The organism is Streptomyces sp. NPDC051173 (assembly GCF_040689515.1).
Lineage (GTDB): Bacteria > Actinomycetota > Actinomycetes > Streptomycetales > Streptomycetaceae > Streptomyces.
The window spans coordinates 90,545-107,598 of the sequence record NZ_JBFBBD010000010.1 but is presented as its reverse complement, the minus strand read 5'-3'; the positions used below and the strand labels follow the sequence as shown (position 1 = coordinate 107,598).

The following is a 17,054-nucleotide window of genomic DNA, read 5'->3' as shown; positions in this document are numbered from 1 at the left end:
CAGACCCGGGGAATGGCCCCCACCGGCCATGGGTTGTCCCACCCATAACCCACACGCGCACCCCATACGCGTAAACACGTACGAATTAACGGGCGTACCCTGGTGTCCGCCGAAGAATCGAAGCCATAGGGAGCCGGACGTGTCCGCTGTCGCACCCGACGGACGCAAGATGCTGCGCTTGGAGGTCCGGAACGCCCAGACCCCCATCGAGCGCAAGCCCGAGTGGATCAAGACCCGGGCGAAGATGGGCCCCGAGTACACCAAGATGCAGAACCTCGTGAAGAGCGAGGGCCTGCACACCGTGTGCCAGGAGGCCGGCTGTCCGAACATCTACGAATGCTGGGAGGATCGCGAGGCGACCTTCCTCATCGGTGGCGACCAGTGCACCCGGCGCTGTGACTTCTGCCAGATCGACACGGGCAAGCCGCAGGCGCTGGACCTCGACGAGCCGCGCCGCGTGGGCGAGTCCGTGGTCACGATGGACCTCAACTACGCCACCATCACCGGCGTCGCGCGCGACGACCTGGAGGACGGCGGCGCCTGGCTCTACGCGGAGACGGTCCGGCAGATCCACGCGATGACGGCGGAGCGCGAGGGCGGCCACACCAAGGTCGAGCTGCTGATCCCCGACTTCAACGCCGTGCCCGAGCAGCTGGCCGAGGTCTTCTCCGCCCGCCCCGAGGTGCTCGCGCACAACGTCGAGACGGTGCCGCGCATCTTCAAGCGCATCCGCCCCGGCTTCCGTTACGAGCGCTCCCTCGAGGTCATCACCAAGGCGCGTGAGGCCGGTCTGGTGACCAAGTCCAACCTCATCCTGGGCATGGGCGAGACCCGCGAGGAGGTCAGCGAGGCGCTGCGCGACCTGCACGAGGCGGGCTGCGAGCTGATCACCATCACGCAGTATCTGCGCCCCACCCCGCGCCACCACCCCGTCGAGCGCTGGGTGAAGCCACAGGAGTTCGTGGAGCTCAAGGACGAGGCCGACGCGATCGGCTACTCCGGCGTGATGTCCGGGCCGCTGGTCCGCTCCTCGTACCGCGCGGGCCGGCTCTTCCAGCAGGCGATGGACCGGCGCGCGGCCGCCGCCACGCAGGCGGTCTGAGCGACCCGCCCGTACGTCCCGACGCGGCCGATGCCACCCACCCGAAAGTGGGCACGGTATCGGCCGCGTCAACGTTTCATAGGTGTTTGACCAACCGGTCACCTATTGGTAACACCGTTCAGTGACGATGGGGGCACGCACCGCAGCAGTGCTCCCGCACCCGCACCGCCAGCCCCCCGCTGCTCAGTCATCCCATTCCGCTCTCGAGGGGACCATGACATGCAGGCCGCGCCGGTACGCGCCTCTTCCGCTCCGCCCTCCGCACTGCCCGCGACCCTCTCCGTGAGGCCCCCGTCCGTCACGGGGGCCCTGCGTGCTCTGGAGGGCCTGCTGATGCGCGGTGGTCAGCGCACCGCCCGCCGGAACGCCTGGACCGCGGTGCTGGAGGACCGCCGCCGGGCCAAGGCCCGGCGCGAGGCGCAGCACCTGCTGGAGGCCGTGGCCGCCCCAGGTCCGCAGGCCACGTAAACTTCGCCTTATGGCGAGGAAGGAAACATCCGAGAACCCCGGGCGACTGAAGCAGATCGCCCTGACCTACAAGATGACCAAGAAGGTCGACTCGAAGGTCGGTCTTGTCGTCGCGGCTGTGGGCATCGTCACCTTCGGTGCGCTCCTCGCCATCGGCTTCTGGATCGGCCACCCGGTCTACCTGGGCATCCTGGGCTTCCTGCTGGCTTTCCTCGCGATGGCGATCGTCTTCGGACGCCGGGCCGAGCACGCCGCCTTCGGGCAGCTCGAAGGCCAGCCGGGCGCCGCTGCCGCGGTCCTGGAAAACGTCGGCCGTGGCTGGACCACGACGCCTGCGGTCGCGATGAACCGCAACCAGGACGTCGTGCACCGCGCGGTGGGCAAGGCGGGCATCGTGCTCGTCGGCGAGGGCAACCACAACCGGGTCAAGGGCCTGCTGGCGGCCGAGAAGAAGCGCATGGCGCGCATCGTGGCGGACGTCCCGGTGCACGACATCGTGGTGGGCGACGGCGAGGGCCAGGTGCCCATCAAGAAGCTGCGCACGACGCTGCTCAAGCTGCCCCGCGTCCTGCCCGGCGCCCAGGTGACGGTCGTCAACGACCGCCTGCGGGCGCTCGGCGACCTGCTCAGCAACATGCCCATCCCGAAGGGGCCGATGCCGAAGGGCACACGGATGCCGAAGGGCCGCTGAGGCCCCCACGCACCCCGGCACCACAGCGACGAAGGCGGGGCGGAACCTCTCGGTTCCGCCCCGCCTCTCTGTCTTCTCTCTGTCTTACGCGGCCTGTCTTACGCGGCTTCCTCCGCCTTACGCCGGCTTCGTTCCCCGGCGCTCAGAGTTCGGCGCTCAGGGTTTCCCGGCGCTCAGATGCGGACCTGGACGGCGCGGGCGAGCCGGTCGTGCAGGCCGCGGCCGTCGCGGTCCCAGATGATCGCCGGGATGCCGATGGCCAGGAGCACGCTGCGCAGCAGGACCCGCGGCAGCGTGAGCCGGCCGCCGCTCTCGCTGATCACACGCAGCCCGAGCAGCCGCTTGCCAGGGGTGCAGCCGATCGTACCGACAGTGAGCACACTGAGTACGAAGAAGATCAGCAGCGCCCAGTTGCCCGCCTGCTGGGCCTTGCCGCCCGCCAGGAAGGCGTAGGCGACGAGCATGCACAGCGCCCAGTCGATGAAGATCGCCGCGATGCGCCGCCCGGGCCGTGCGATCGAGCCCGGCCCGCTCTCCGGCAGTCCGAGGCGCTCCCCGCGGTAACCGAAGTCGACGCCCATCTCCTCGGCGGCCGCGCGCGGTCCGGAGAGCCATGAGCCCATTGCTTGCCTGTTGTCCACCCGACAACGGTACTGCGACCGCATACGTTCGCTTCCGTCCGGGTCCGGTATTCGCCGTTTCGACCCTGCTTCTCGGCGCGTTCCGGTTAACCTCGGCGAAACAAATGGGTCATGCTTGGGAAATCCCGTCTCTCTAGGGTCGGCGTCAGCGCGGCGCTGCATATGGACCCGCATATGAACGTGCCCCAACCGCATATGGGCCGCGCCACCGAAGCAACCCCGACCGCTCGCGGCCGGGCTAGGAGGAGTTGGATGTTCCAGAACGGCGACGACGCCAAGAAGTTCATCAAGGACGAGGACGTCAAGTTCGTCGATGTCCGCTTCTGCGACCTGCCTGGCGTGATGCAGCACTTCACGATCCCGGCGGCGGCGTTCGACCCGGCCGAGGAGCTCGCCTTCGACGGCTCCTCGATCCGCGGGTTCCAGGCCATCCACGAGTCCGACATGGCGCTCCGCGCGGACCTGTCGACGGCGCGCGTCGACCCCTTCCGCCGGGACAAGACGCTCAACATCAACTTCTTCATCCACGACCCGATCACCGGCGAGCAGTACAGCCGCGACCCGCGCAACATCGCCAAGAAGGCCGAGGCCTACCTCGCCTCCACCGGCATCGCGGACACCGCGTACTTCGGCCCGGAGGCGGAGTTCTACGTCTTCGACAGCGTCCGCTTCGAGACCAGCGCGAACCAGTCCTTCTACCACATCGACTCCGAGGCCGGCGCCTGGAACACCGGTGCGGAGGGCGACAACCGCGGCTACAAGGTCCGTTACAAGGGCGGCTATTTCCCGGCCCCGCCGGTCGACCACTTCGCCGACCTGCGCGCCGAGATCTCCCTGGAGCTGGAGGCGTCCGGCCTGCAGGTCGAGCGCCAGCACCACGAGGTCGGCACGGCCGGCCAGGCGGAGATCAACTACAAGTTCAACACGCTGCTCGCCGCGGCCGACGACCTGATGCTCTTCAAGTACATCGTGAAGAACGTCGCCTGGCGCAACGGCAAGACCGCGACCTTCATGCCGAAGCCGATCTTCGGTGACAACGGCTCGGGCATGCACGTCCACCAGTCGCTGTGGAGCGGCGGCGAGCCGCTCTTCTACGACGAGCAGGGCTACGCGGGCCTCTCGGACACCGCCCGCTACTACATCGGCGGCATCCTCAAGCACGCCCCGTCGCTGCTGGCCTTCACCAACCCGACGGTGAACTCCTACCACCGCCTGGTCCCCGGCTTCGAGGCCCCGGTCAACCTGGTCTACTCGCAGCGCAACCGCTCCGCCGCGATGCGCATCCCGATCACGGGCTCCAACCCGAAGGCCAAGCGCGTCGAGTTCCGCGCCCCGGACCCGTCCTCGAACCCCTACCTCGCCTTCTCGGCCCTCCTCCTGGCCGGCCTCGACGGCGTCAAGAACAAGATCGAGCCGGCCGAGCCGATCGACAAGGACCTCTACGAGCTCGCCCCCGACGAGCACGCGGGCGTCCCCCAGGTCCCCACCTCCCTCCCGGCGGTCCTGGAGGCCCTCGAGGCCGACAACGAATACCTCCAGGCGGGCGGCGTCTTCACGTCCGACCTGATCGAGACCTGGATCGACTACAAGCGCACCCAGGAAATCGCCCCGATCCAGCTGCGGCCGCACCCGCACGAGTTCGAGATGTACTTCGACATCTAAATCGCGGTTTCCGTCAGGCGCGAGGGCCGCCGTCTCCTTCCGGGAGACGGCGGCCCTCGTTCTGCCCGGCGCGGATGTGCGCAGGTGTTCCGCGGTCTCGTAGCAACGGATTTGACGTGGCCACTGGTCCCCTCGCCCCGGAAGGCCGGGGGACCAGCGGCCGGCCCTCAGCCGGCGATGAGCGTGCGCACCAGAGCGCACGTCGTGTCCGAAGGGGTGTGGACGCCTATCTGCGTGGCGGCGACGCGGATGCGGCGGTTGTCGGCGCGGTCCGGGGTGTAGACGCCCGAGTGGAGCAGGGCGATCGCCAGGCGCATGGCCTTCAGGCGGCGGTTGTGGGTCTCGTACCACTCGCGGGGCTGCTCGGCGGGCAGGCGCTTCTTCGGCAGGGTCGGGAGACTGGGCAGGTTCGGGTGAGGTGGTGCGGCTACGGCCATCGACATCCTCCTGACGCGTGTGTGAGCCCTCGCTCAACACCTCCTATTTTACTGCGGGGCACTGACAATCGGCCCAGGTCAGACGGCACTTGAGGACTCTCGCGGTACGGTGTCCGGCATGGAGATCTGGATCAATCCCGCCTGTTCGAAGTGCCGTGGCGCGCTGTCGCTGCTCGACGCGGAAGGGGCCGATTACACCGTCCGCCGCTATCTGGAGGACGTGCCGGGCGCCGAGGAGATCGGCGCCGTGCTCGGCCGGCTCGGGCTGGAGCCGTGGGACATCACGCGGACGCGGGAAGCGGAGGCCAAGGAGCTCGGGGTGAAGGACTGGCCGCGGGACGCGGAGTCGCGGGACCGCTGGATCGCGGCACTCGCGGAGCACCCGAAGCTGATCCAGCGGCCGATCATCACGGCGGACGACGGGTCCGCGGTGGTGGGCCGCACGGACGAGGCGGTACGGGAAGCGCTGTCCAGGTCGACGACGGCCTGACGGCGGACGCGGCCGCGCGGTATCCGTGTCGGACGCCGGGCAACTGGCGGAACACGGTGGTCGAGAAGCAGTCCGCGCCGTGGAGTACACCCCTCGCTGACGATCCGGCACCCCGCCGTCGCCGGATTGTCAGTGGGGGGTGACAGGATTCCTCCAAGCGGGCCGCTGATCGCGAGCGGTCCCCGGAGCGAGGGGGGAACCATGCTGCCCATCACCGTGAACACCGAGTCAGGAGAGGTCCGTTCGGAGATCGGCGCCGAGGAGCTGGCCCGCCTGATCGGCCGGCTGGGCGCGGACGGTGACCGGTTCGTGGTGGCCGAGCGCACGGCCGACGAGAGCGGGGGCGACCACTATCTCCAGACGTGGCACGAGGGCGACGGGCCGTACGAGGTGGAGTACCGCGAGGGCTCGGCCGAGCGGCACTTCGGGGTGCGGATGGCGAGCGCGGACGAGGTCGCGGCCGTCTTCGTGGCGTGGGCGCACGGCACGGAGGGCTGGTCGGAGGGGTATGCCTGGGAGCGGGTCGAGCTGGACGCGGAGGAGCCCGGCACCGGCCTCGGGGCGGACTTCGCGGACGTGCCCGTGGCGGAGCTGGAGGCCGAGCTCGGGCCCCGGCTGCTGAAGGAGGCCGAGGAGCAGGCCCGGCTGCTGATCCGGTGCGGCTTCGACCCGGCCGAGGAGATAGCGGACGAGGTCTCCGACCACTTCTACGCGGACGGCGCCACGCCGCTTCCCGTGGCCACCGCGCGGCGGATCGTCGGCAGGCTGTGGCGCGAGCGGCTGGCCGAGCAGGCCGACTGGCCCGAGGTGACGGACGCCGACCGGGTCGCGGCGGCCTTCGCGGCGCTGGATTCGGCCGGGATCACGGCCCGCATGCACTTCACCTGCTGCTCGCGGTGCGGGTTCGCGGAGATCGGCGGGGAGGCGGCGGAGGGGGACCACGGATTCGTCTTCTTCCACTACGAGGACACGAGGGCCGCGGTGGCGGGGCAGGGGATGTGGCTGTCGTACGGGACGCACGCGTCCGGGGACGGGGAGGCCGTGGCGGAGGTGGGCCGGGAGGTCGTGGCCGCGCTCGCGGAAGCGGGTCTGTCGGCGTCGTGGGACGGTGATCCGGAGCGGTCGATATCCCTCGACGGGCTGGACTGGCGGCGGCGCGTTTGCGCGGAGCGCTGACCTGCGCTTTGTTTGTGGCTTGTTGGCGGGTGCGGCGGGCTTTTTCCCCTACCCGCCCCTTCCCGAAACTGGGGCTGCGCCCCAGACCCCGCAACACGCTTCGCGCGTTGTCCTCAAACTCCCCCAGCTACCGCTGGGAGGTGCCCCCAACGGGCTGGATGGTGCGGACCGTGGCCAGCGAGCGGTTCGGGGGTCTGGGGGCTTGCCCCCAGTTCGGGAAGGGGCGGGTAGGGGAACAGCCCGCCGCAGGCGGCAACAGCAGGACAGCCCGGGGCTGGGGCACGCCCCCGCGCCCGGAGAACGTAGCAACCCCCGGTAACCCCTGCTCTCCCGCCCCGCGGCATGCTTCAATAGGCGCATGGCCAGCTTCCAGAACACCGCGACGGGTCGCAGCGACCTCGAGCCCTTCTGGCCTTCCCGCCAGCACCACGACTTCGACCGAGTGTGTTGCCGCGCGACTTCCGCGCAGGCCCACTCCCCTCGCTGACCCCACGTCGAAGTCAGCCGCCGGACACCTGGTCCCGGCCAACGGCCCCGCGCACACGCACGTCCCCCGACGGTCTCCCGCGCGAAAGAGCTGAGCTCTCCATGACGAACCTCCGTACCCTCGCCGCGTCCGCCCCGGCGTCCTCGGGCACCCGCGCCGCCGCCCATGGGGCGCACCGGCACCGACTGCGGGCCGTCGCCCCGGACGAGGTGCCCCCGGTCGCCGAGTTGCTGCACTCCGGCGCGGCGACCTGGATGCCCGCCCCGCAGCACGCCGTGCCCACCCTCCCCGGCCAGCCGCCGATGATCGGCTACCTCGTGCTCGTGCCGGCCGAGCAGCCCGCCCCCGCGACCCCGGCGCCCGGCGACCGGGGGGACGCGCTGGTGAGCATCGACCCGGAGCAGCGGATCGCCCGTGTCGCGGGCAAGCCGCTGGACCTGACCTATCTGGAGTTCGAGCTCCTCGCCCACCTCGTCGCGCACCCCCACCGGGTGCACACGCGCGACCAGTTGGTGACCACGGTGTGGGGTTACGGTCACGTGGGCGACGGCCGTACGGTCGACGTCCATGTCGCCCGGCTCCGCCGCAAGATGGGGGCCGAGCACCGCGCCTCGATCGTGACGGTGCGGCGCGTGGGCTACAAGTACGCGCCCCCCGCCGGCTTCTGATCCGGGCGGCCGCGCCGGGCTCCCCCGCGCCCTCGCGCGAGGCTCCCGGCGCGCTCCGCGCGCCGCCCCCGAAATGGCGTCTTCCGAGGTCAGGGGGGTTAGGTACACCATGGCCGGGGTGGTCACCCCAGTGACCGACCGCGTGTGCGAGCAGAGACTAGAGTCGGTCCCGGGCCGAGCCGCGGTCCCGGAACGACGCACATGGGGGACACCGGCATGAAGATCGCCAACGCACTGCTGGCCGCGGCGCGCGGGCTGTGGCTGACGGTCGTCGGGCTGGTGGTGTCGACCCTGCTCTACTCGTTCACGCTGGTGTCCCTGGTGCTGATACCGCTGGGCATCGGCTTCTTCACCACCCCGGTCGTCCTGTCGGCCGTGCGGTCGTACGCGAACCTGCGCCGCCGCCAGGCCGACGTGTGGTCGGGGGTGAGCATCCCCGCGCCGTACCGGCGGCTGCCCGAGCGGCGCGCCGGGTTCGCCGGTCAGGTGGAGCACTGCCTGGCCCTGCTCAAGGACAAGGCGACGTGGCGTGACATCCAGTGGCTGTTCGTGGACCTGTCGGGGGGCGCGGTGCTGGCCGTGCTGCCCGCGACGCTGATCGTCTACGTGTTCTGGGGGCTGGTCCTGGCCCTCGGGGTGTGGAAGCCGATCGTCCGGGTCAATGACGTGCAGTGGTTCGCGTTCGTGCCCGTCAGCGACCAGTTCACGGCCAACCTCGCGGCGGTGACCGGGTTCGGGTTCGGCGTGCTCGGGGTGTTCGTCAACCAGTACCTCCTGCGCGCGCACTTCCGGCTCGCCGAGGTCCTGCTGCGGCCCACTGCGGAGCGCGAGCTCGCCCTGCGCGTCGAGCACCTCACCGAGACCCGGCACGACGCGGTGGACAGCTCCGCCGCCGAACTGCGCCGCATCGAGCGCGACCTGCACGACGGCGCGCAGGCCCGGCTGGTGGCGATGGGCATGAGCCTGGGCACGATCGAGGCGCTGATCGAGCAGGACCCCGCCCAGGCCAAGCGGCTGATCGCCACGGCCCGCGCCGACTCCGCCGAGGCCCTCGCCGAGCTGCGCGACCTCGTCCGCGGCATCCACCCGCCCGTGCTCGCCGAGCGCGGCCTCGGTGACGCCCTGCGCGCTCTCGCCCTGCGGATGCCGCTGCCCGTGGAGACGGACGTCCAGCTGCCGGGGCGGGCCGAGGAACCGGTCGAGTCGGCCGCGTACTTCGCGGTCAGCGAGGTGCTCACCAACGCCGCCAAGCACTCCCGCGCCCAGCGGGTGTGGCTCGACGTGCGCCACGCCGAGGGGGCGCTGCGGATCTCCGTCACCGACAACGGCCGCGGCGGCGCGGCGCCGTCCTCCGGCGGACGGGGCGAGGCGGGCGGCACCGGCCTCCTCGGTATCGAGCGCCGCCTCGGCGCCTTCGACGGCGTCCTGGCCGTGAGCAGCCCGGTGGGCGGGCCCACGATGGTCACGATGGAGATCCCCTGCGTCCTCCGCTGACACCCCGTCACCATCCCATGGAGAACATGGAGAACCCCTTGCGCGTCGTGCTCGCCGAAGACCTGTTCCTGCTGCGGGACGGGCTGGTCCGGATGCTGGAGGCGTTCGGCTTCGAGATCGCCGCAGCGGTGGAGAGCGGCCCCGAGCTCGGCCGGGCGCTCGCCGAGCTGAAGCCCGACGTCGCGGTCGTGGACGTACGGCTGCCGCCCTCGTTCACGGACGAGGGTCTGCAGTGCGCCCTGGCGGCCCGCCGGGAGACCCCGGGACTGCCGGTGCTGGTGCTGTCCCAGCACGTGGAGCAGCTGTACGCGCGGGAGCTGCTCGCCGACGGCAGCGGGGGCATCGGGTATCTGCTGAAGGACCGGGTGTTCGACGCGGCCCAGTTCGTCGACGCCGTACGGAGGGTCGCGGCGGGCGGCACCGCGATGGATCCGCAGGTGATCTCGCAGCTGCTGACGCGGCGGTCGCGGGACACGCCGATGGGTCGGCTGACGCCGCGCGAGCGGGAGGTGATCGAGCTGATGGCCCAGGGACGGTCGAACGCCGCGATCGCCGCGCAGCTGCACATCACGGAGCGGGCGGTCACGAAGCACACGTCGAACATCTTCGCCAAGCTCGGCCTTCCACCGTCCGACGACGACAACCGCCGGGTGCTGGCGGTCCTGGCGTATCTGGACCGCGGCTGACCGCCACCCGGAACCGCCCGCCGCGCCCGGAGCGGTACGGACCGCGGTCCTCGGCCTGCCGGCTCACGGCCGGACCCGGCCCCGGCCAGGATCAAGCCCGTCCGGCCCGCCGCTGGGGGGACCCGGCGACAGGGCGCCGGGCGGGACCGGGCCCCGGACAGGGGACCCGCCCACCGCGCAATCGAAGGGGGCGTCAGCCCCCATTGCTCCCCCTGATGGCCCCCGCTAGCGTGCGCCTCGCACGCGCGCGTTGTCGCGTACCGCACAGTGGGGAGCGCCATGACCGAGCTGCCGACGCCACCGTCCAGACGCGCGGTGCTGGGGGCCGTCGGAGCGATCGGCGCGGGAGCCGCACTCGGCACCAGCTCCCCCGCGGCCGCCTCCGCCCCCCGGCTCCCCGCCCCCTTCGACCCCGCCCCCGCCCGTGCCGCGCTGGAGCGCCTGCTGGCCGCCCACGCGCGGCAGTTCACGCTGGCCCCGTTGCCGTCGGGCCGGGAGCGCTTCGAGGTGACCGGCACGGCCGGCCGGATCGAGGTGGCGGGCACGAGCCCGGCGGTGCTGCTGACCGGTGTGCACTGGTACCTCAAGTACGTGTGCGGGGCCCACATCACCTGGAGCGCGCGCCATCTCGACCTCCCGGCCGCCCTCCCCGCGCCGAGCGCCCCGCTGCGGCGCTCCACCGCGCTCCCGCACCGCTTCGCGCTCAACGACACCAACGACGGCTACACCTTCCCGTACGCCGACTGGCCCTACTGGGAGCGGATGATCGACATCCTCGCCCTGCACGGCTGCAACGAGGTGCTGGTGATCGCCGGGCACGAGGCGGTCCACCACCGCGTCCTGCTGGACAGCGGCTACAGCGACGCCGAGGCGCGCGCCTGGCTGCCCGCCCCCTCCCACCAGCCGTGGTGGCTGCTGCAGAACCTGAGCGGGTACGGCGGCCCCCTCTCCCCCGCGCTGATCGCCGGGCGCGCCGCGCTGGGCAGGCGGATCTGCGACCGGCTGCGCGAGCTGGGCATGTCCCCCGTCCTGCCGGGCTACTACGGGGCCGTGCCCGGCGGCTTCACCGAGCGGAACCCGGACGCCCGCGTCGTCCCGCAGGGCGTGTGGCACGGCTTCGAGCGCCCCGACTGGCTCGACCCGCGCACCGGGGCCTTCGCCCGCACCGCGGCCTCCTTCTACCGCCACCAGCGTGAACTGTTCGGCGAGGCCGCGCACTTCAAGATGGACCTGCTGCACGAGGGCGGCACTGCGGGCGACGTCCCCGTCGCGGCCGCCGCCCGCGGCGTCGAGAAGGCGCTGCGCGCCGCGCACCCGGAGGCGGTCTGGGTGATCCTCGGCTGGGAGAACAACCCGGTCCCCGAGCTGCTCGACGCCGTCGACCGCGAGCGGATGCTGATCGTCGACGGCATCTCCGACCGCTTCGAGGGGATCACCGACCGGGAGAAGGACTGGGGCGGCACACCGTACGCCTTCGGCAGCATCCCGAACTTCGGCGGGCGCACGACGCTGGGCGCCAAGACCGACGTCTGGGAGGCGAAGTTCTTCGCGTGGCGGGACAAGCCCGGCAGCGCCCTGGCCGGGACGGCGTATCTGCCCGAGGCCGCCGACCGCGACCCGGCCGCCTTCGAGCACTTCTCGGAGCTGGCGTGGCACGAGGAGGTGCCGGACCGGGAGCGGTGGTTCCGCGCGTACGCCGACTTCCGCTACGGCCGCCGGGACGCCGCGGCCCGGGACGCGTGGGCGGCGCTGCGCGACACCGCGTACCGGCAGCACGCGCCCGGGCGCAGCGACCCGCACGACAGCCTCTTCGCCGCCCGCCCGGACCTGGCCACGGACCGGGCCGGGGAGTACGCGCCGGACGCCGTGTCGTACGACCCGGTCCGCTTCGACGCGGCGCTCACCGGCCTGCTGGCCGTCGGCGCGGACCTGCGCGGCCGCGACACCTACCGCTACGACCTGGCCGACGTCGCCCGCCAGGCGCTCGCGCACCGCAGCAGGCAGCTCCTCCCCGAGCTCCGGGCCGCCCACGGTCGCGGGGACCTGCCCGCCTTCCGGGCGCTCGCCGCGCTGTGGCTGAAGCTGATGGGCCTGGCGGAGGACGTCGCGGGCACCCACCGGGCGTTCCTGCTCGGGCCCTGGGACGCCGCCGCGCGGGCCATGGCCACCGGGCCGCAGGAGGCGGACGAGCTGGTGCGCACGGGCCGGGCGCTGCTGACCATATGGGGCGGACGGGCCACTTCCGACGGCGGCAAGCTGCACGACTACGCCAACCGCGACTGGCACGGCCTGCTGAGCGGCTTCTATCTGCCGCGCTGGCGGCGCTGGCTGGAGGAGCTGGAGGACGCGCTGCGCGAGGGCCGGCCGCCGCGGGCCGTCGACTGGTTCGCGGTGGAGGAGCCGTGGACGCGGGCGAGGACAGCGTACGCGCTGCGGCCGGTGGGCGACGCCTACGGCACGGCCGTACGCGTACGGGACACACTGGCGGCCGCCCCGTACCAGGGCGCGCTCTCCACCTCCGTGAGCCCGGCCGCCGTGCCGCCGGGCGGCACCGCCACGGTCACCGTCGCCCTCACCAACGTGAACGGCCTGCGGGCCACCGGCCGCGTCGACCTCGCCGTGACGGGCCTCAAGGCCGAGGCGCAGGGCCCCACTTCGGTGCCGGGCCTGCCGCCCGGCGGCACGGGCACGGTCCGCTGGCGCGTCACCGCGCCCGCCGCGCCGCTCGACCGCCCGCTGCGCCGGGTGCCGTACGAGGCGGGCGCGCTCTACGGCCCGCAGGGCGCGGCGCGGGTGCGGAGCGTACGGAGCGACGTGCTGTTCCTGGCGGGTCCGCTCGCCGCCGGGTGGCGTACGGTCAGCGGGAACGCCGCCGTCTTCGGCCAGTTGGAGGACGACCGCTTCGCGATCGACGGCTCCGGCGACGACCTGTGGAAGGGCACCGAGCAGTTCGGCGCGCTCTACCGCGCGGGCGCGCTGCGGGCGGGCGGCACCGCGACGGTACGGGTCGACTCGCAGACGGACACCGGCAGTTGGGCGCGTACGGGCATCATCGTGCGCGACGACCTGGCGGCGCGGTCGCCGGGGGCGGTGAACCTCGCGCTGACGCCGGGGCAGGGCGTGGTCCTGTCGTACGACGCGAGCGGCACCGGCGCGTTCGACACCTACCGGCGCGTCACCGGGGTGCGGGCACCCGCGTGGCTCAGGCTCGGGCGGATCGCCCCGGGGGTCTTCCGGGGCGAGTGCTCCACGGACGAGGGCGGGTCGTGGCGGACGGTCGCGGAGGTACGGGTTCCGGACGCGGCACCGGTGCAGGACGTGGGCCTCTTCCTGACCGCGGGCAACGACGGCGGCGGCGCGCGCGGGCTGGCGGAATTCAGCGGGTGGCGGCTCGGCTGACCGTACGCCCGGCACTCGAAGACGGGCCCGGTTTCCGCCGGACCCGGCCGGAGCGGGCCCGTTCGGACGATCATGGCTGCATGACCACACCCCGCACGCCCCGACGCCTCCCCCGCCTCGCCCCGGCCTATGTGGGCGCGCTCTCCCTCGCCTCGGCCGTCACGCACCACTGGCTCGCCCCGGCCGGCCGGGAGCGCCTGCTGAAGCGCTGTTCGACGAACGTCGACAATCTGGAGGGCGGGCGCTGGGACACCCTCGCCACCAGCGCCCTGGTCATGGAGGGGGCGATGGAACTGCCCTACGCCCTGCTGCTCCTGGCGGTCCTCGGCTACGCCGAGTACGCGTACGGCGCGTGGTGGGCGGCGGGCGCCTTCGCCCTGGGGCACGTCGGCGCGACCCTGCTGGTGTACGGCGGGCTGCGGGCCGTACGCACCTCACCGCGCACACGGTCCGCCACCGACGTCGGCCCGAGTTACGGTTACCACGCGGTCCTCGGCGCGCTCGGCGCACTGCTTCCACGGGGCGCCGCGCGCACGACCGCGTACGCCGCGCTCCTCGCGTTCGGCGTGCGTCCCCTGCTGCACAGGAGGCCGACGTTCACGGACGCCGGGCACCTGACCGCATTGGGACTGGGGGTGGCCCTGGGGCTGGGGTGCGAGCGCGCCCTCGGCTACCGTTCGGCACAATAACGGTAGATATCCGACAACGGGAGACGCGCCCATGCCGCAGTTCGACGCCTCGACCATCATCAATCTCCGCGACCTCGGCGGCATCGCGCTCGCCGGCAACTCGGCCGTCCGCCCCGGTCTGCTGCTGCGCTCCGGCCAGCTCGACCGGCTCGACCCGGAGCTCGACCCCGCGGTCGCGGCCCTCGGCATCCACACGGTCGTGGACCTGCGCACCGAGCACGAGCGGCACGAGCGCCCCGACCAGGTGCCCGCGGGCGCCCGGCTGATCGTCGCGGACGTGATGGCCGCCGGCATGTCGGGCACCGAGCGCGTGCCCGCCAAGCTCGACTCGGTGCTCGGCAACCCCGCCGTCGCGGACGAGCACCTCGGCAACGGCAAGGCCGAGAAGCTGCTCTGCGACGCCTACCGCGCCTTCGTGACCTCCGAGTCCGCCTGCGACGCGTACCGCACCCTGCTGTCGGCCCTCGCCGAGCCGGACTGCGGCCCCCTCCTCTTCCACTGCACCGCGGGCAAGGACCGCACGGGCTGGGCGGCCACCGTGATCCTGCTGCTCCTCGGCGCGGACGAGGCCACCGTCCAGGAGGAGTACCTCTCGGTCAACCCGGCCGTGCGCGCGGCGTTCGCCCCGCTCATCGACCGCTTCACCGAGGCGGGCGGCGACCCGGAGATCTCCGACGCGATCCTCGGCGTGCGGCCCGCTTACCTCGCGGCGGCGCTGGAGGAGATGGAGCGGGCGTACGGCGGGGTGGAGGCGTACGTCCGCGACGGGCTCGGCGTCCCGGACGAGGCGGTCCACCGCATCCGCGCGCGCTACGTGGCCTGATGCCGCCGGCGGCCGGTGACCGGGTGCGGCCCGCCGCCTGATCGTCAACCCGCGGCGCGGCGGGCGCCGCGCGGCGGCGGTGCGGGAACGACGGCCCGCGCGCTTTCCACCAGGGCCGACCACGGGGACCCGGTCACCCGACGGGCGCGAGGTGACCATCTCACCATTCACTCGTTCTACGGATCGTGGAGCAGCAAGCGACAGCCCCCCGGACCGTCCCGCCCGTCGACGTCGAGCAGGCGGAGGCCGCGCTCATCGAGCACTACCCGCGTCTCGTGAGGCTCGGGTATCTCGTGCTGCCGCCCGCCCTGGGCCGCAACCGCCGGGTCCTCACCGCGCACGCCCTCGTGCAGCGCGCCCTGCCCCGCAACAGGGTCACCGAGGCCGAGCTCGCCGGACTGGCCGTGCCCGCCCCGCGCGGGAGCTCCGGATCCCCGGGCGACCCGGGCTACGCGTATGTGCGGCAGCGGGTGCTGCGGGCCGCGCTGGAGGCGGGCCGCCCGCGCGGGCGGTGGCAGCTGCCGAAGCCGGGCAAGCTCCCCCCGCTGCTGCCGCAGGTGTGGGGGCTGAGACTCTTCCCCCGCTCCGGCGGCGCCGACGAACTCGCCCTGGACCAGGCCCTCGCCGCCCTCTCCGGGCCCGGCCGGGCCGCGTACGTGCTGCGCGCCCTGGAGCTGCCGTCCGACCGTGACGTCCGGCAGGCGCTCAAGGCGGCGGGCGTCGAGGACCCGGCGTCCGCCCTCATCGAGGCGGACGGGCTGCGCACGCCGGCCGGGAGCAGGGACGCGTCGCTGCTGGAGTCGATGGAGTTCGACCCCTGCTCCCTCCAGGCGCGGCCGACGGACCTGATGCGCCGCCGCCAGCACGGCCGGGCGGCCCTCGCGGCGGCCGCGGCGGCCGCCGTGTGCGGCACGCTGCTGGTGCTGCCGGGCAGCGGCTGGGGCCCGGACGGCGCCGCCGCTCCCCCGTACGCGCAGAACGCCTCGGCCCAACAGGCCCTGGACCCCGCCAAGTTGACCCGAGCGAGCGCCGACGCGTGGAAGCGCGCCGACCGCTCCGGCTTCGCCGTCTGGCCCGCCCGCGGCAGCCGCACAGACGACCAGGCGCTGCTGCGCCGGGCCCTCGCCGTGTGGGCGCGGCCGGGCGGCGGCGTGCGGGTGACCGCCACGCCGGGCACCGCCACCGGCCCGGCCGCGGGCCCCCCGCAGCTGCTGTACGCGGGCGAGGTCGGCCAGGCGGCGGTCGTGGTGTTCCACGACGGGCTGCGCCTGGTGCGCTACGCCGAGGCCAGGAACGGCGACACCGGTGGCGCGGCCCTGGACTTCGCCCGCGCGGACGCGGCCGACGAGGATTCCGCGACCGCGGTCGTGGTCGGCCGGGCCGACAGCGATGTCCGCTATCTGACGGCCCCTTGGGTGAGCGAGGTCTCGGTGCGCGACCTCCTCAAGCCCGGCGACAGCGCGCGGCCCCTGCGCACGGCCGCGGACGGGGTGACCGACCCGACCATCAGCCCGGCCTCGGCGAGCGACTGCCACAGCTGGCCGGCCCTCCAGATGGGCGGGCGCCTGGTGACCGACCTCGGCGAGCTGACCCCGGCCCGGCTCACCACGGGCGCCCCCGGCGAGCGGCACGACGTCACCGGCCCTGCCGCCCGCGCCGACTGGGCGCACACCGCCTGCCACTTGCAGACCATGCGGGCGCAGGGCGTGCGCTCGGTGAACTCCTGGTCCTTCGCGACCCAGCCGCTGCCCGGTGGCACGGCGGGCAGCGCGGAGTGGCTGTGCACCCGGGCCGAGACGTGGCGCGGCGTGGGGAGCCGGGTGCTGGCGCTGTTCCAGCCGCCGGGCACCCGGCCGGGCGCGGCGAGCCCGCCCGTCGGCCGCGCCGAGGACTCCCCCGCGTGCGGCGAGCGCGACCCGCACGCGCTGTCGGGCGTGCTGTGGAAGTCGCCCGGCGGCAATTGGTACGCGCTCGCGGCCGGCAGCGACGACGTGCAGTCGATCACCGCTTCCGGCGCGGTGCAGACCACCGCCCCCGGCCGGCTGCTGGCCGTCCCGGCGAAGCCCGGCTCCCGGACGGCGCTCACCGCGCGGCTGACCGACGGGAAGAAGCTCACGCCCGTCCAGTGACGGGCCCCAGGT

General features: G+C 73.2%; 15 protein-coding genes. 13 read left to right on the top strand and 2 right to left on the bottom strand.

The features are described from left to right. The first annotated feature begins 139 nt into the window (after window positions 1-139). From lipA to AB0435_RS09195, 3 genes are all read left to right on the top strand, one after another. A complete protein-coding gene (lipA, locus tag AB0435_RS09205; RefSeq protein ID WP_366006712.1) occupies window positions 140-1,102 on the top strand; it encodes a lipoyl synthase in 963 nt (320 codons plus the stop codon). A gap of 219 nt (window positions 1,103-1,321) precedes the next feature. Next, on the top strand, window positions 1,322-1,570 hold the full coding sequence (locus AB0435_RS09200; protein ID WP_116211337.1) for a hypothetical protein: 249 nt from the start codon (window positions 1,322-1,324) through the stop codon (window positions 1,568-1,570). Window positions 1,571-1,580: 10 nt separating this feature from the next. Then, window positions 1,581-2,261 (top strand): DUF4191 domain-containing protein, encoded by a 681-nt coding sequence (locus AB0435_RS09195; protein ID WP_366006713.1) that lies wholly within the window; start codon window positions 1,581-1,583, stop codon window positions 2,259-2,261. Between the two features lie 173 nt (window positions 2,262-2,434). Here the strand turns inward: AB0435_RS09195 and AB0435_RS09190 are convergent, their stop codons facing one another. Beyond that, the gene (locus AB0435_RS09190) at window positions 2,435-2,902 is read right to left on the bottom strand and encodes an RDD family protein (RefSeq protein ID WP_366006714.1); all 468 of its coding nucleotides are present in this window, start codon (window positions 2,900-2,902) and stop codon (window positions 2,435-2,437) included. A gap of 252 nt (window positions 2,903-3,154) precedes the next feature. Here AB0435_RS09190 and glnA point away from each other — a divergent pair, with 252 nt between their 5' ends. Next, complete coding sequence (glnA, locus tag AB0435_RS09185; RefSeq protein WP_366006715.1) at window positions 3,155-4,564, top strand: type I glutamate--ammonia ligase; 1,410 nt, start codon at window positions 3,155-3,157, stop codon at window positions 4,562-4,564. A 167-nt stretch (window positions 4,565-4,731) separates the two neighbouring features. Here glnA and AB0435_RS09180 read toward each other — a convergent pair whose 3' ends face one another. Beyond that, entirely contained in the window at window positions 4,732-5,001 is a 270-nt protein-coding gene (locus tag AB0435_RS09180; RefSeq protein WP_366006716.1) for a hypothetical protein, read from the bottom strand. Between the two features lie 118 nt (window positions 5,002-5,119). On the opposite strand from AB0435_RS09180, the gene AB0435_RS09175 reads away from it, so the two are divergent. The 9 genes from AB0435_RS09175 to AB0435_RS09135 all read left to right on the top strand — a co-directional run bounded on the left by AB0435_RS09175 (window position 5,120) and on the right by AB0435_RS09135 (window position 17,042). Then, on the top strand, window positions 5,120-5,491 hold the full coding sequence (locus AB0435_RS09175) for an arsenate reductase family protein (protein ID WP_366006717.1): 372 nt from the start codon (window positions 5,120-5,122) through the stop codon (window positions 5,489-5,491). A gap of 201 nt (window positions 5,492-5,692) precedes the next feature. After that, window positions 5,693-6,667 carry a hypothetical protein gene (locus tag AB0435_RS09170; RefSeq protein ID WP_366006718.1) on the top strand — a complete coding sequence of 325 codons (975 nt, stop codon included), beginning with the start codon at window positions 5,693-5,695 and terminating at the stop codon, window positions 6,665-6,667. A 588-nt stretch (window positions 6,668-7,255) separates the two neighbouring features. Further along, the gene (locus AB0435_RS09165) at window positions 7,256-7,822 is read left to right on the top strand and encodes a winged helix-turn-helix domain-containing protein (protein ID WP_366006719.1); all 567 of its coding nucleotides are present in this window, start codon (window positions 7,256-7,258) and stop codon (window positions 7,820-7,822) included. 216 nt (window positions 7,823-8,038) lie between these two features. After that, a complete protein-coding gene (locus AB0435_RS09160) occupies window positions 8,039-9,316 on the top strand; it encodes a sensor domain-containing protein (protein ID WP_366426548.1) in 1,278 nt (425 codons plus the stop codon). A 38-nt stretch (window positions 9,317-9,354) separates the two neighbouring features. Continuing rightward, the gene (locus tag AB0435_RS09155) at window positions 9,355-10,002 is read left to right on the top strand and encodes a response regulator transcription factor (protein ID WP_366426566.1); all 648 of its coding nucleotides are present in this window, start codon (window positions 9,355-9,357) and stop codon (window positions 10,000-10,002) included. 279 nt (window positions 10,003-10,281) lie between these two features. Continuing rightward, a complete protein-coding gene (locus tag AB0435_RS09150) occupies window positions 10,282-13,401 on the top strand; it encodes an alpha-N-acetylglucosaminidase TIM-barrel domain-containing protein (RefSeq protein ID WP_366426547.1) in 3,120 nt (1,039 codons plus the stop codon). Window positions 13,402-13,481: 80 nt separating this feature from the next. Continuing rightward, window positions 13,482-14,090 (top strand): rhomboid-like protein, encoded by a 609-nt coding sequence (locus AB0435_RS09145; protein ID WP_366006136.1) that lies wholly within the window; start codon window positions 13,482-13,484, stop codon window positions 14,088-14,090. Between the two features lie 31 nt (window positions 14,091-14,121). After that, window positions 14,122-14,913 carry a tyrosine-protein phosphatase gene (locus AB0435_RS09140; RefSeq protein ID WP_366006137.1) on the top strand — a complete coding sequence of 264 codons (792 nt, stop codon included), beginning with the start codon at window positions 14,122-14,124 and terminating at the stop codon, window positions 14,911-14,913. Window positions 14,914-15,095: 182 nt separating this feature from the next. Continuing rightward, the gene (locus tag AB0435_RS09135) at window positions 15,096-17,042 is read left to right on the top strand and encodes a hypothetical protein (RefSeq protein WP_366426565.1); all 1,947 of its coding nucleotides are present in this window, start codon (window positions 15,096-15,098) and stop codon (window positions 17,040-17,042) included. The last annotated feature ends 12 nt before the right edge of the window (window positions 17,043-17,054 follow it).

What these genes read in the sequence shown, in the direction of transcription:
- AB0435_RS09140 (WP_366006137.1), top strand. Translation starts at nt 14,122, where the DNA reads ATGCCGCAGTTCGACGCCTCGACCATCATCAATCTCCGCGACCTCGGC.
- AB0435_RS09200 (WP_116211337.1), top strand. Translation starts at nt 1,322, where the DNA reads ATGCAGGCCGCGCCGGTACGCGCCTCTTCCGCTCCGCCCTCCGCACTG.
- AB0435_RS09175 (WP_366006717.1), top strand. Translation starts at nt 5,120, where the DNA reads ATGGAGATCTGGATCAATCCCGCCTGTTCGAAGTGCCGTGGCGCGCTG.
- AB0435_RS09180 (WP_366006716.1), bottom strand. Translation starts at nt 5,001, where the DNA reads ATGGCCGTAGCCGCACCACCTCACCCGAACCTGCCCAGTCTCCCGACC.
- AB0435_RS09145 (WP_366006136.1), top strand. Translation starts at nt 13,482, where the DNA reads ATGACCACACCCCGCACGCCCCGACGCCTCCCCCGCCTCGCCCCGGCC.
- AB0435_RS09165 (WP_366006719.1), top strand. Translation starts at nt 7,256, where the DNA reads ATGACGAACCTCCGTACCCTCGCCGCGTCCGCCCCGGCGTCCTCGGGC.
- AB0435_RS09195 (WP_366006713.1), top strand. Translation starts at nt 1,581, where the DNA reads ATGGCGAGGAAGGAAACATCCGAGAACCCCGGGCGACTGAAGCAGATC.
- glnA (WP_366006715.1), top strand. Translation starts at nt 3,155, where the DNA reads ATGTTCCAGAACGGCGACGACGCCAAGAAGTTCATCAAGGACGAGGAC.
- AB0435_RS09150 (WP_366426547.1), top strand. Translation starts at nt 10,282, where the DNA reads ATGACCGAGCTGCCGACGCCACCGTCCAGACGCGCGGTGCTGGGGGCC.
- AB0435_RS09170 (WP_366006718.1), top strand. Translation starts at nt 5,693, where the DNA reads ATGCTGCCCATCACCGTGAACACCGAGTCAGGAGAGGTCCGTTCGGAG.
- AB0435_RS09160 (WP_366426548.1), top strand. Translation starts at nt 8,039, where the DNA reads ATGAAGATCGCCAACGCACTGCTGGCCGCGGCGCGCGGGCTGTGGCTG.